Here is a 13,453-nt window from a genome sequence, read left to right as displayed (position 1 = left end):
TCGTGAAAAAGGAGACATGAATAAGATATGGAATCCATCATACAGATAAAAAAATTGAATTTATACTACGATACGTACCATGCGCTTAAAAACGTCGATCTGGACATTCCGGAGAAAACGGTGACGGCATTCATCGGACCGTCGGGCTGCGGTAAGTCAACGCTGCTGCGTACGCTGAATCGGATGAACGACATGATCCCTTCCACCCGAATCGAAGGCAGCGTGCAAATCGGCGGGACGGAAATCTATAGCGAGGAGGTCCACGTCGAGGCCTTGCGCAAGCAGGTAGGGATGGTGTTCCAGCAGCCGAATCCGTTCCCTAAATCGATCTATGACAACATCGCTTACGGGCCGCGCCTGCACGGCATCCGCAATAAAGCGGAGCTTGACCAAATCGTGGAGCAAAGCTTGAAGCAGGCTGTGCTGTGGGACGAAGTCAAAGATTATCTTAAGCGTTCTGCGCTGAGCCTGTCCGGCGGTCAGCAGCAGCGCCTGTGCATTGCCCGGGCCCTTGCCGTACAGCCGGATATCCTGCTCATGGACGAAGCTACGTCCGCGCTGGACCCGATCTCGACGCTGAAGATCGAAGAGCTGGTGCAGGAGCTGAAGAGCAAATACACCATCGTCATGGTTACGCACAACATGCATCAGGCTGCGCGCGTATCCGGACAGACGGTATTTTTCCTGAATGGCGAAGTGGTTGAATCCGCAAACACCGATACGCTATTCTCGACGCCGTCGGATGCACGTACCGAGGATTATATCTCAGGCCGTTTCGGTTAAGGCCGTTATTACGACAATGATCTTTCTTAAAAGTAGATAGGAGGAGCATCATACATGATCCGGAGAATTGAGTTTGATCAGCAGCTTGATGAGCTGAGAAGTTTGCTGCAGGATATGGGCAAGCATATGGAGGAGGCGCTGGCAAACAGCGTGGAGTCCCTCCAGACCTTGGATGCGGAGAAAGCGCAGGCGGTTATCAAGAACGATGTGCAGTTAAACAACATGGAAGAGCAAATCATGGACATCGGTTCCCGCCTGATCGTGACCCAGCAGCCTGTGGCAAAGGATTTGCGCCGAATACTGGTTGCTTTCCGGATTGCAAGCGATTTGGAGCGTATGGGAGACTTGGCGCGGGATGTCGCTAAAGTTACGATCCGTCTGCAAGGCCAGAAACTGATCAAGCCTTTGGTGGATCTTCCCCGGATGTCGGATATGGTGCGTGCGATGGTTTCGGAATCCATCGAATCCTATCTGACGGAAAATACGGATCTGGCTTATAAAATGGCACAGGATGATGATCAGGTCGATCACTTGTACAGCGTCATTCTGCAGGACCTGTATTCGCATCTGACATCCGATCCGGATTCGGCCAATCAAGCGATGCTGCTGATCATGGTGGGACGCTACATCGAACGGATCGCCGACCATGCAACCAACATCGGCGAGAGCACGGTGTACCTCGTAACGGGTCATCGTCCCGACCTCAATCAATAGCAAAATGTTAGTCAAACGCTGGCGAAAGCCGGCGTTTTTTTTGCGAGAATTTAGAACATTCCAGCGAAGCGGAAGCAATTCTTTCATCGCATTTATATGTTTTGGGGCCCCCGCAAAGTATTTGGAATAAGCATCGAAGAACAGGCTTCACTTTGTGGGGTTATTTTGCGTGAAAACACGAATTCACCGTTAATCGAACGGATTGTTCGGATTTGGCGTTAACCTATGTTATCATGTGGAAAGGAAGTAATATTGGTGCGAGGTGTTCTATGGACAAGCTGATTCTGATTGATGGAAATAATATCATTTACCGGGCATTCTTTGCGATGCCGCCGCTGACCAATGCCAGCGGACAACAGACGAATGCGGTTTACGGCTTTACGACGATGCTGCTTCGCTTGATCGAGGAGCATAAACCGACGCATATGATGGTGGCATTCGATGCCGGCAAGGAAACATTCCGCCATGCGGATTTTCAGGAGTACAAGGGCGGCCGACAAAAGACCCCGCCGGAGCTTTCAGGACAATTCCCGCTGCTGAAAGAGCTGCTGAAAGGCCTGGGTGTCTCCCAATTCGAAATCGGCGGTTATGAGGCCGACGACATTATCGGTACGATTACCCGCCAGGCTGACGAAGCCGGCCGCAAGGTGATGGTCGTCTCCGGGGATAAGGACATGCTGCAGCTGGCTTCGGAGGATACCACGATCGCGATGGTCCGCAAAGGCGTCACCGAAATCGAGTATTACGGACCGGAACAGATTAAGGAGCGGTATAACCTGACGCCTGATCAGATTATCGACCTTAAGGGATTGATGGGCGATGCTTCCGATAACATTCCCGGCGTTCCGGGAGTAGGGGAGAAGACCGCGCTGAAGCTGCTTCATGAATTCGGATCCGTTGAAGCGGTGGTGTCCCGGACCGATGAGCTGAAGGGCAAGATGAAAGAGAAGATCGAGGAGCATGCGGATTCCGCCATACTCAGCAAAAAGCTGGCTACGATCTTCCGCGAAGTGCCGCTGGAACAGTCGCTTGATGAAATGGCATTTACGGGCCTGAATGAAGAGACGGCTGGTCCCGCACTGGCGAAGCTCGAGTTTAAATCGCTTATTGAAAGGTTGAACCTGAGCACAAGCGGTGCCGCTGGTGATGCGGCGGAGTCGAAGCCCGAAGCGAAGATCGACGTGACCCTTGTGGACGCGACGGGAATTGCCGAGGTTGCGGATCATCTGGCACAAGTGACCGTGCTCCATGTGGAAACGCATGGGGACAACCCCCATCATGCGGACGTGATCGGGCTGGCACTCGCGACGGAGGAGCGGCAGTATTTCCTCCCGTTTGACGTGCTGAAGTCGGAAGAGGCGGAGCCTGTCCGTGCTTGGCTTGCCGATAGCGAGATCCCAAAACGCGGGTATGACCTGCACCGTATTGACCTGGCGCTGCATTGGCAGGGCATCGCTTTTGCCGGCGCGGCATTCGACGTTCACCTGGCAGCCTACCTGCTTGATCCTACGGAATCGAATCAAACCCTTAGCGGTCTGGCCTCCAAGTACGGTCTGGCCTATCTTCAAGCCGATGAGGACGTGTTCGGTAAAGGGGCCAAGTACAAGGTTCCCGATGTGGAGAAGCTCAGCGAGCACATGGCCAGAAAATGCCTGGCCGTATCCGAACTGGTTCCCATTCAGGAGAAGGAGCTGGCTGCGAATGAAATGCTCCCGCTGTTCCATGATCTGGAGATGCCGCTTTCGCGCATTCTGGCCGATATGGAGAAGCAGGGAATTGCCGTGAATGCGGAGGATTTGAAGGAGCTGGGACGAGAGTTCGAAGGGCAGATCGCGAAGCTTGTTCAGGAGATCTACGAGATCGCCGGAACGGAATTCAATCTCAATTCGCCTAAACAGCTCGGTGAAATCCTGTTTGTGAAGCTGGAGCTGCCGGTCATCAAGAAGACCAAAACCGGTTATTCCACCGATGCCGAGGTTCTCGAAAAGCTGGCGCCTTATCACGATATCGTCCGCCTGATTTTACAGTACCGTACTTTGGCCAAGCTGCAATCCACTTACGTGGAAGGACTGCTGAAGGAGATTTCATCCGTAACCGGCAAAGTGCATACCTACTATCGTCAGACCATTGCCGCTACCGGCCGTCTGAGCAGCCAATACCCGAATTTGCAGAACATTCCGATCCGTCTGGAGGAAGGGCGCAAGCTGCGCAAGGTTTTCGTTCCGTCGGAACCGGGCTGGAGCATTCTGGCGGCGGACTACTCCCAAATCGAGCTTCGCGTGCTTGCGCATATCTCGGACGACGAACGGCTAAAGGAAGCCTTCGTCCACGACATGGACATCCACACCAAGACGGCGATGGACGTGTTTGGAGTCGGCATGGATGAGGTGGACTCCAATATGCGCCGGTCCGCCAAGGCGGTTAACTTCGGCATCGTGTATGGAATCAGCGACTATGGCCTGTCCCAGAACCTGAACATTACGCGGAAGGAAGCGGCAGCATTTATCGACCAGTATTTCGAGGTGTTCCAGGGCGTGCGGCGCTATATGGACGTGATCGTCAAGCAGGCGAAGCAAGACGGGTATGTGAAGACCTTGCTCGAACGCAGACGGTATCTGCCGGAGATTAACGCCAGTAATTTCAACCTGCGCTCTTTTGCGGAGCGGACGGCGATGAATACGCCGATTCAGGGAACGGCCGCGGATATCATCAAGCTGGCCATGGTCCATATGGACAAGGCGCTCCATGAGCGCCAATTGAAGAGCCGCATGCTGCTCCAGGTGCACGATGAATTGGTGTTCGAGGTACCGGAGGATGAGCTGGAGGTCATGAAGGAATTGGTGCCGGACGTGATGAGTCAGGCGCTGAAGCTGTCCGTGCCGCTGAAATCGGAAGTCAGCTATGGCGAGAACTGGTACGAGGCGAAGTAAAAGCCGCACGGCGTGCTGGCGGATAGGGTTCGTTTAGGGGGATCATGGAGTGAAGAGGGGGGGCGGTTAGCACCATACCTTTCCACAAAACCATGGTCCCGCTCTGTCCCAACTTCCGGTATAATGGGGGATGAGGTGAGGTCATTATGCCGGAATTGCCGGAAGTAGAAACCGTGAAACGAACACTGAACCAATTGATTAAAGGTAAGCATATAGATCACGTATCCGTGAACCTGCCGCGGATTATCCAGCGTCCTGACGATATCGAGGCATTTGCTTTTATGTTAAAGGGCCATACCGTGGAAGGCGTGGAGCGCCGCGGGAAGTTTTTGCGGATCTTGCTGGACGGGCTGGTGCTCGTTTCGCATCTTCGGATGGAGGGGCGTTACGGGGTGTACCGAGCCGAGGAGCCGGTGGAGAAGCATACCCATGTCATCTTCCATTTCTCGGACGGGACGGAGCTGCGGTACAAGGACGTGCGCCAATTCGGAACGATGCATCTATTTGCGCCGGGTGAAGAGTTCCAGCATGCTCCCCTTGCCAAGCTTGGTTATGAGCCGCTGGATGACACGTTTACGTTCGGAACCTTCAAGGAAGTCATCGGCACCAAGAAAACGAAGATCAAGGCGGTGCTGCTGAATCAGGCATATGTGGTCGGCATCGGCAATATATATGTTGATGAGGCCTTGTTCCGGGCCAAGATTCATCCGGAGCGGAACGCGAACAGCCTGAAGGATGCCGAGCTTAAGCGATTGTATCATGCGATCGTGGATACGTTGTCCGAAGCCGTCGACGCGGGCGGATCTTCCATCAAGTCCTATGTCAACGGGCAGGGCGAGATGGGGATGTTCCAGAACAGCCATCAGATTTACGGTCGGAAGGACAAGCCATGCCATGCGTGCGGCGGCCCGATTCATAAGATCGTGGTCGGCGGACGGGGGACCCATTACTGCCCGAAGTGTCAGCCGGTCAAGAAGTAATTGAATAGGCGTGCACCCATTCCTGCTCCCCCACATATAATGTGGAACATATGTGGAGCGCATCGGCAGCTCTTCTTCATGAATGAGCAGCTTGATGTGGAGCTTTGGAGGAGGGAAAAGGGTGCTCAGTCATATTTTCTCGTCTGCCCTGCTGGCCATGGCGTTAAGCCTGGACGGATTTGGGGCAGGGGTTACATACGGTCTGCGCAAAACAAGGATACCGCTGCTGTCTGTATTGATCATCTCGCTGTGTTCCGGTTTGGTGCTTGGCGTCTCCATGCAGGCAGGCGCGCTGCTGCAGCGGTTCTTATCCCCGTCTGCGGCATCCGTGATCGGAGCTGCCATTTTGATACTGCTGGGCTTATGGTCTTTATATCAGCAGGTTCGGAGAAGCAGCGAGCCTGAAGTGCAGCCGGCATCCGCCGTGGATTCTTCCGCATCGCTTACGGAAACGCCGGGAGCCATTCATCAAGGGACACCGCGTCGTGAAGTTACCACGGCAGGCCAAGAGCAGCTTCAGCGAGCGGTATTCTCCCTTGAAATACCGAAGATCGGCGTCGTCATTCAAATTCTCCGCAGCCCGACGAAAGCGGATCTGGACGACTCCGGCAGCATCTCACCATGGGAGGCGATGTGGCTGGGGATCGCCCTGTCGCTCGATGCGTTCGGAGCCGGGCTCGGCGCAGCGATGCTGGGTTTCTCGCCGCTAGGCACCGCAGCCGTGGTTTCCTTGTTCAGCGGGATATTTCTGGTGCTGGGCATGCGGGTCGGCCTCCGTTTTGCGGCCAAGGGAGGCATGCGTTTTATCTCGTATTTGCCTGCTTTTTTATTAGTTGTCATGGGTATAATGAAGCTGTTATGAGGTGAAGTCATGAATATCGGTTTAACCGGAGGAATTGCAACAGGCAAAAGCACCGTGTCCTCCATGTTGGCCATGAAGGGAGCGCTTCTCGTCGATGCGGATATCATCGCCCGGGAAGTGATGCTCCCGGGTCATCCGGTGCTGGGTAAAGTGACCGAACATTTTGGACAAGCGATCCTGTTTGAAGACGGTACGTTGAATCGAAAGAAGCTCGGGGAGATGATTTTCCATCATCCGGAGCAGAGGGCGGCATTGAATGAGATTACGCATCCGGCAATCCGGCAGGAAATCCGGGAACGGACGGAGGCGTATGAACGGCAGCATCCCGACCGGCTCGTGGTAGCGGATATTCCATTGCTGCTGGAGGCAAGGGAAGCCTATCCTTATCTGAAGCAGATCGCTGTTGTCTATGTCCCGCGCGAGCTGCAGCTTGCGCGTTTGATGGAGCGGGACGCTCTTACCCGGGTAGCGGCAGAGGCGCGTCTTAGCAGCCAGATGGACATTGAGCAGAAGAAGCTTCGAGCGGATATCCTGATCGATAACAGCGGCACGTTGGCCGAAACGCAGCAGCAGGTGGACAACCTGTGGAACAGGTTGGTTCAGTTATGAAGTGGCTTCGTAAAAAAAGGGTGCTGCTCCTGCTGTTTGTTTCTTTTGTAGCGCTGCTGTTCCTAAGCTCCAATTGGATGACCCTGCTGTATCCGATCCATTATAAGGATGAGATCCGCAAACATGCCGCATATTATGAGGTCGATCCGTTTCTGGTGGCCTCGATCATCCGGGTGGAAACGAATTTCAAGCCGGGCAAGGAATCCAAGAAGGGCGCGCTGGGCATTATGCAGCTGATGCCGGATACGGCGAACTGGGCGATGGAAATGGCCAAGCTCCCGTCGGTGAACCTGCTGAGCGTAAAGAATGAAGTGGATGCGAACATCCAGCTGGGCACCTGGTACATTCAGAATCTGCACAAGGAAATGGACGGCAATCCGATTGCCGCCATCGCCGCTTATAACGCGGGCCCGGGGAACGTCAAGAATTGGATCAACAAGGGCATGTGGGACGGAACCTATGAGAACGTGAAGAGTATACCCATCGGGGAAACCCGGCATTATGTACAGCGCGTGATTTATTATTATAATCAATATACGGATGTGTATAAGGGCGGCTTCTAAAGAAAAAAAGAGCGCTGGACAGGCTCTTACATCGAGCCGCCAACACTCCTTTTTTAAGGAAGAATCAATTATTGACCGGAGTATTGACCAGCCAATTGTTGCTCGGCCAGGGTTACAAGACGCTTTGTGATGTATCCCCCGATCGAACCGTTCTCATAGGAAGTCATGTTACCTTGGTATCCGTCTTGTGGAATGGAGATACCAAGTTCTTGAGCTACCTCGTACTTCAGTTGCTCAAGAGCAGCGTTTGCGCGAGGAACAACCAGGTTGTTGGAGTTGTTGTTGCTTTGTGCCATGTTAAGTTCACCTCCTTGGGTTGGTAAAAGTATTATGTCTCGGGTCTCGCATTTTCATAACATAAAAGACAAAAGTTTTGCTGGTAAATTTTTCTGACGCCCATTAAGGGCGAATCACGCTGAATACAAAGGAAGTGAAGACAACTTATGAAGTGTCCATATTGCAGTTATGCCGGAACGAAAGTGCTGGATTCCAGGCCTGCCAACGAGAATAAATCCATCCGCCGCCGCAGGGAATGCGAGCAGTGCAGCAAGAGATTCACAACCTTTGAAATGGTGGAGGAAACGCCGCTGATCGTCGTGAAAAAGGACGGAAGCCGCGAAGAGTTCAGCCGGGAGAAGGTGCTCCGCGGTTTGATAAGGGCATGCGAGAAGCGTCCGGTATCCGTGGACCAGCTGGATATGATCGTATCGGATGTCGAGAAGGCGCTGCGCAATACCGCGGCGGCGGAAGTGGAGAGCCGCCAGATCGGGGAGCTTCTGATGGAGCGGTTATATCCGGTCGACGAGGTGGCTTACGTTCGGTTTGCGTCCGTGTACCGGCAGTTCAAGGATATCAATATGTTCATGAAGGAACTGAAAAGCCTGCTGTCCAAGGATACGGACGTCCAGGAGCTGTAAGAGCGCCACGGTTCTTAAATGACCCTGGTGCTCTTCCGGCGCTCTCATGGCGCCAAATTCTCATCATCGATAAGTGACATTATATAGAGAAGGAAAAAAGGCACTGCGCATTATCAAAAAAGTTCTGAAAAAGTGTTGACATGCCTGCTGATTTTTTATATGATATAGAAGTCGCTTACGGGGCCTTAGCTCAGCTGGGAGAGCGCATCGCTGGCAGCGATGAGGTCAGGGGTTCGATCCCCCTAGGCTCCATACGAAGAAAAACCCTTGAGAAATCAAGGGTTTTTTTGTTTTTTTAATAACTTTTTAATACTTCCCAGAAAATTTAATTATAACATGAGCGTAAATAAAGGAAGTACAACGCATCGTTGATTGTTCTTACTTTATTGTATCGCCTGTAACAGAAGTAGGGGCGGCATCTGTCGCTCGATTTGCCTTAAATCCGGAAGAGAGCAGCAAGACCAAAAATCCACCGGCGACGCCCCACAAAATCAAGGCGTTTGAGTGAGCTGCGTCCAGTCCGCCGAAGTACATTACTTCCCGTAGCCCTCCTGCCGCGAACCGCAGTGGCGTCCACGAATAGATCCAATCTCGCGTCGTCTGCGACAAGAACTCCGGAGCCATGTTCAGGAGCGGCACGGAGAAGAACATCAGCAGTACGAGCAGCGGTATTGCACGGAATCCGATCCAATTCAGCAAGGAAGATTGCAACAAGAAGAACGCCGATCCAGCCAACCATAAGAACAACCACGTCTCCCCCGCGTTCGCCAGTTCCATGCCGTACCACGACGAAGCCATCCATATGGTGAAGCACGAGGCTATGCCGACGATCGCAAGCCCCCCGATAGCTTGCAGCGCGCTGACTGTCCATCTCCTTGAACCCGCAGCGACCGCCTTCTGGCTAGCCAGGAGCAAGACGACTCCGGTCACCATGCTGCCGATCCATATAATCTGGGTAAACAAACCCGGCGCATTCCCCGCCGCATGATTCACTCCCGGTGGATGCACGACTTCCTCCTGAACGTTCACCGGTATCATTAAAGCTTTAGCCTTTTCAATGGGAATTTGCTCCGTTTGCTGTCCGATCTGCCCAAGCAGCTGCTGCAACAGTTCCCCATTGATCATGTTCATCGCTTGCCCCATTGCCTGTCTTACGACCATCGAGGCTTGGGTGTTCATACCCTCGTTGGAGATGATTCTCACATTAGGGTGAATCGGCGAGTGAGTCGCTAACGAGAGTAAACCGCTGCTCAGATCCGCCGGAATCACCATCGCTCCGTAATATTCGCGTTTATCCAGTCCTTCCCGAGCCTTTTCCTCGGAATCCACGACATGCCAGACAAACGGCATTGCCGGGCTCGACAGCAACCTTTCCCGGATCATTTCCCCTACCGCAAACGTTTCTCCAGTCGGCAGCTCTGCCGGCTGGTCAAGGATAACGAGGGCCACCGGGACCTCCTTTGGCTTCGATCCAAGCACCGATCCCATCATCGCTACCCCGAATACGGTCAACACGATCAGGACGAGCACCATTCCCAGCCACATCATTTTTTGTGTCAGCATTTTCATGATCCACTACTCCTTGTTCTTTATAATGAACATATGGTTGACTATCAACGGCAATGTTCATTTGTGAAGGGCTACCATATAATATGGCTGCATCACACGGTCACTTCATGGCAATGAACAAAAATAGCGTTGCTGCAGCAACGCTTCTGTATCTTTTTGATTACAAAATTGATTGCTCAAGTACATTCGTGAAGCGCAAGACATCACCGCACTTACATTTCGGCAATGCCTTGCGATTTAGCTACACAAATTTCAAAATCTACTGTTCGAATTTTTTCGTTTTTCTGCCGGCAGTATGGCCTCAATTACGTCCCAATGCTCAGCGATCTTTCCATCCTCTACGCGGAACAGATCGTAGAAAGCAGTATGTTGACCATCAAATAGACCTTCACTCATTGTAAGGACAAAATCGCCTTGTCCGATTACTTGGTGGACATGAGTATATTGAAACTCAATATTTCTCTCCTTCAGAGCCTGCAAAGCAGTATGAAGACCGGAAAGGCCGTCTGCAATATGCGGACTATGCTGAATGTAGTGATCTCCATCAAAGTAAGAGGCCAGCAGGTCAGGGTTCTTCCCGAGCAAGATGTTCTCAACATAGCTTTTGACAAATGCTTTGTTGGCATCCGTCTTGTCGATATCCTTAATCGTAACCGGTCCGTCAATCATCGTATGATTGCTTGGTGTCTTCTCCACCAACTCTTGCAAATTGTCCCAATGCTCGACGATGAGTCCATTCTCAAAACGGAAGAGATCAAATACGATTTTAGGGCCGTGAAAATGATATACAGAATGAAGAGCCACATAATTTCCGTCAACTAAAGTACGCTTAATGCTTACCTTAGTACCCATTTCCTTTAAATGATCAAGTGCGCCAAGCATGGATTCACGACCATCGAGTAAGGCCTGGTTATGCTGAATATATTGATCTGGATGAACGTAAGCCGTAATCGCTTCAGGGTTGCCGCTCTCAAAACTTTCCAGTACGGCGACTGCCTTACGAACAAGCTCATTTTGATGGTTGGATGTCATTGGAATATCCTCCTTGGAATTTTTTTTGGTCATTAGATAAATAATGAACAATGCGTTGTTTATTTATCTGTTGCTCATTATAATAGAGGCTAATATAACGCTCAATATTCAATATTTTTAGTTATGATGGATAACAGACAACTCATAAAACTTTGTCGCTTAACGACCTAAATAAATTTAGGGGGACGAAAACAATGAACAAGAAAACCGACCTAAGAATACTGCGCACGAAACAATCGATTCGAAAGGCGTTTTATGAGCTTATTCAGGAAAAGGGATATGAATCGATAACGATCCAGGATATTGCCGATCGGGCTATGATCAATCGAAACACTTTTTATCTCCACTACCAAAACAAGCCTGAGTTATTAGATACATGTATGAATGAATTGTTAAGCGCATTAAAGGATGCGGTCGTTCTTTGTCCCATCAGCATGAATCCTTTCAGTATTTCTCTACTCGAGACAGTGATGCAAACTGTACTGGAGCATATTTCTCTAAATTTGACCTTTTATCATTCCATGTTAATAGATGAGAATAGAATCTATCAGTTTCAAGCGAAAATGGAAAATATCATTAAAGATAAATTAATGGAGGGGTGGAAACCTGCTCAGGGAAACTCCCCATTAGCGATATCCAAGGAATTGCTGATCGAATACCTCGGAGCGTCTTTCATGGGGATTGTCATTTGGTGGATTAAAAACGATAAACCCCTTCCTGCAGATGAAGTTTCATCTCAGTTTAGCAGAATCGTTGCCTACGGGCATTTAAGGGCTGCCGGCATCGCCGTCGAGGAATAAAATTAGCGAAGTAGAAGGAGCAGGGTTCAGATCTGCCCTTTACATTTGAATGACATGGTGCTAATATTTATTTCGATAGTTATAGAACTGCAGAAGATATGCGGGGAGGTGGGTACAGTGGGAGAAAATCAAGAAGCTATCGGGCAAGCGGTTAAAGTGTATAAAGCTTTGGGGGAACCAACCCGGCTGAAAATCGCTTTACTGCTCGCGAAAGAGAGCAATTTATGCTTCACCGCCGTCGGTGAAAGGCTTGAATCGGTTGCAGGCTCGACGCTATCGCATCATTTAAAGCAATTGACGGACTCTGGCTTGATTGATTCTCGCAAGAATGGATCGTTTATTCACTATAACGTCAATCGAGAAGTCGCGGAAAAATTTGCGCCGTTTTTGCTGGCGTAATTTTTTTGAAAATCATTTCTATATATTTAGAACAATAGAAATGATGCCATTCATACTTGAATGGAATTTAGCGAACGTGTCGACTTGGAATGATCCTTCAATGATCTTTGCTAATCATCCCTATTCCATATTAAGAAGGAGAGAATAACTATGAGCGGTCAAACGAATACGATGGAGATTGGAATGAGCACCTTCCTCCATACAAATCCCGGAAATGGCGGTGTCTCGCATGCCCAGAGGCTGCGCCAAGCGATCGAGGAAATCCAATTGGCAGATCAGGTCGGCCTTGACGTCTATGCTATCGGCGAGCATCATCGCATCGAATACACAAGCTCGTCGCCAGCCGTCATTCTGGCAGCAGCTGCAGCTACAACGAAGCGGATCCGGCTCTCGAGCGCAGTGACGGTGCTATCTTCGGACGATCCGGTCCGGATATATCAGGACTTTGCAACGCTGGACGGTCTGTCGAACGGGCGAGCGGAGATCATGGCCGGACGGGGTTCGTTCATCGAATCGTTCCCGCTATTCGGCTATGATCTGAAAGATTACGAGGAATTGTATGAAGAGAAACTGGAACTGCTGTTGAAGATTCGCGCTTCCGAAAAGGTGACCTGGCGTGGCGGTCATCGCCCGGCGATTGACAACATGGGCGTCTATCCTCGTGCACAGCAGCAGCCTTTGCCTGTCTGGATCGGAACAGGGGGCAGCCCGGAATCGGCTGTTCGGGCCGGCTTGCTGGGACTTCCGATTGCCTTCTCTATCCTGGGTGGAGCGCCGCAGAGATTCGCACCCTTAGTCGAGCTTTATAAAGAAGCCGCCGTGAAAGCAGGTCACGATCCGAATAAGCTGCAAATTGCTACACATTCGCATGGCTTTATTTCGAATACGGCACAAGAGGCAGCTAAGCGGTATTACCCTGTCATGGCCGGCCAAATGAACCACATTGGACGGGAACGAGGCTGGTCTACCTATACACGTGACTCGTACGATTCAGCCCGCAGCCTTCACGGCGCTCTTTACGTCGGAGATCCCGAATACGTCGCAGAAAAAATCGTGCTGCTGCATAAGAACCTTGGCTTGACTCGCTTCATGATGTACAACGATTTCAGTTCGTTGCCGCATCGCGACTTGCTGCGAACGATTGAGCTTCTCGGCACCAAAGTAGCGCCGATTGTCCGTAAGGAGCTCGCTCGTCAGACGCAAGGCCATAAAGCTTAAAACAGAGTACGAACGCTTGGAACGAGGAGGCTTGATTGAGCCGAGAAATGTAAGTCGGCGAATTGAGCATTATTTTT

14 protein-coding genes and 1 tRNA gene are annotated in these 13,453 nt (G+C 51.1%); 12 read left to right on the top strand and 3 right to left on the bottom strand.

Going from position 1 to position 13,453, the window contains the following annotated elements; genetic code table 11:
* Positions 1-27: 27 nt before the first annotated feature.
* From pstB to MHH82_RS24815, 7 genes are all read left to right on the top strand, one after another.
* Positions 28-783: a phosphate ABC transporter ATP-binding protein PstB gene (gene pstB / locus MHH82_RS24845; protein ID WP_009594645.1), complete on the top strand. Its 756-nt coding sequence runs from the start codon at positions 28-30 to the stop codon at positions 781-783.
* 54 nt (positions 784-837) lie between these two features.
* On the top strand, positions 838-1,497 hold the full coding sequence (gene phoU / locus MHH82_RS24840; protein WP_015736975.1) for a phosphate signaling complex protein PhoU: 660 nt from the start codon (positions 838-840) through the stop codon (positions 1,495-1,497).
* A 269-nt stretch (positions 1,498-1,766) separates the two neighbouring features.
* On the top strand, positions 1,767-4,427 hold the full coding sequence (gene polA / locus MHH82_RS24835; RefSeq protein ID WP_340968320.1) for a DNA polymerase I: 2,661 nt from the start codon (positions 1,767-1,769) through the stop codon (positions 4,425-4,427).
* A 146-nt stretch (positions 4,428-4,573) separates the two neighbouring features.
* Positions 4,574-5,407 carry a DNA-formamidopyrimidine glycosylase gene (gene mutM / locus MHH82_RS24830; RefSeq protein WP_015736973.1) on the top strand — a complete coding sequence of 278 codons (834 nt, stop codon included), beginning with the start codon at positions 4,574-4,576 and terminating at the stop codon, positions 5,405-5,407.
* Between the two features lie 121 nt (positions 5,408-5,528).
* The gene (locus MHH82_RS24825; RefSeq protein WP_340968317.1) at positions 5,529-6,269 is read left to right on the top strand and encodes an MntP/YtaF family protein; all 741 of its coding nucleotides are present in this window, start codon (positions 5,529-5,531) and stop codon (positions 6,267-6,269) included.
* Positions 6,270-6,278: 9 nt separating this feature from the next.
* A complete protein-coding gene (gene coaE / locus MHH82_RS24820) occupies positions 6,279-6,878 on the top strand; it encodes a dephospho-CoA kinase (protein ID WP_340968315.1) in 600 nt (199 codons plus the stop codon).
* Positions 6,875-7,441 (top strand): lytic transglycosylase domain-containing protein, encoded by a 567-nt coding sequence (locus MHH82_RS24815; RefSeq protein ID WP_015736970.1) that lies wholly within the window; start codon positions 6,875-6,877, stop codon positions 7,439-7,441. Before coaE ends, MHH82_RS24815 begins: the two co-directional genes overlap by 4 nt.
* Positions 7,442-7,509: 68 nt before the next feature.
* Here the strand turns inward: MHH82_RS24815 and MHH82_RS24810 are convergent, their stop codons facing one another.
* Positions 7,510-7,737, bottom strand: coding sequence for an alpha/beta-type small acid-soluble spore protein (locus MHH82_RS24810; RefSeq protein ID WP_006212016.1), 228 nt, complete (start codon positions 7,735-7,737; stop codon positions 7,510-7,512).
* A gap of 147 nt (positions 7,738-7,884) precedes the next feature.
* Here MHH82_RS24810 and nrdR point away from each other — a divergent pair, with 147 nt between their 5' ends.
* A complete protein-coding gene (gene nrdR, locus MHH82_RS24805; RefSeq protein WP_006212015.1) occupies positions 7,885-8,358 on the top strand; it encodes a transcriptional regulator NrdR in 474 nt (157 codons plus the stop codon).
* Positions 8,359-8,537: 179 nt separating this feature from the next.
* Positions 8,538-8,610: transfer RNA gene (locus MHH82_RS24800), tRNA-Ala, on the top strand.
* Between the two features lie 126 nt (positions 8,611-8,736).
* On the opposite strand, the gene MHH82_RS24795 is transcribed toward MHH82_RS24800, so the two are convergent.
* Positions 8,737-9,927 carry a YhgE/Pip domain-containing protein gene (locus tag MHH82_RS24795; RefSeq protein WP_340968312.1) on the bottom strand — a complete coding sequence of 397 codons (1,191 nt, stop codon included), beginning with the start codon at positions 9,925-9,927 and terminating at the stop codon, positions 8,737-8,739.
* A gap of 252 nt (positions 9,928-10,179) precedes the next feature.
* The gene (locus MHH82_RS24790; protein WP_340968310.1) at positions 10,180-10,959 is read right to left on the bottom strand and encodes a nuclear transport factor 2 family protein; all 780 of its coding nucleotides are present in this window, start codon (positions 10,957-10,959) and stop codon (positions 10,180-10,182) included.
* Between the two features lie 194 nt (positions 10,960-11,153).
* On the opposite strand from MHH82_RS24790, the gene MHH82_RS24785 reads away from it, so the two are divergent.
* From MHH82_RS24785 to MHH82_RS24775, 3 genes are all read left to right on the top strand, one after another.
* On the top strand, positions 11,154-11,759 hold the full coding sequence (locus tag MHH82_RS24785; protein ID WP_015736967.1) for a TetR/AcrR family transcriptional regulator: 606 nt from the start codon (positions 11,154-11,156) through the stop codon (positions 11,757-11,759).
* 117 nt (positions 11,760-11,876) lie between these two features.
* Positions 11,877-12,158, top strand: a complete 282-nt coding sequence (locus MHH82_RS24780; protein WP_015736966.1) for an ArsR/SmtB family transcription factor — start codon at positions 11,877-11,879, stop codon at positions 12,156-12,158.
* A 150-nt stretch (positions 12,159-12,308) separates the two neighbouring features.
* On the top strand, positions 12,309-13,376 hold the full coding sequence (locus tag MHH82_RS24775) for an LLM class flavin-dependent oxidoreductase (protein ID WP_340968308.1): 1,068 nt from the start codon (positions 12,309-12,311) through the stop codon (positions 13,374-13,376).
* The last annotated feature ends 77 nt before the right edge of the window (positions 13,377-13,453 follow it).

This window comes from Bacillus sp. FSL K6-6540 (assembly GCF_038007545.1).
This window is presented reverse-complemented; position numbering and strand designations above follow the sequence as displayed.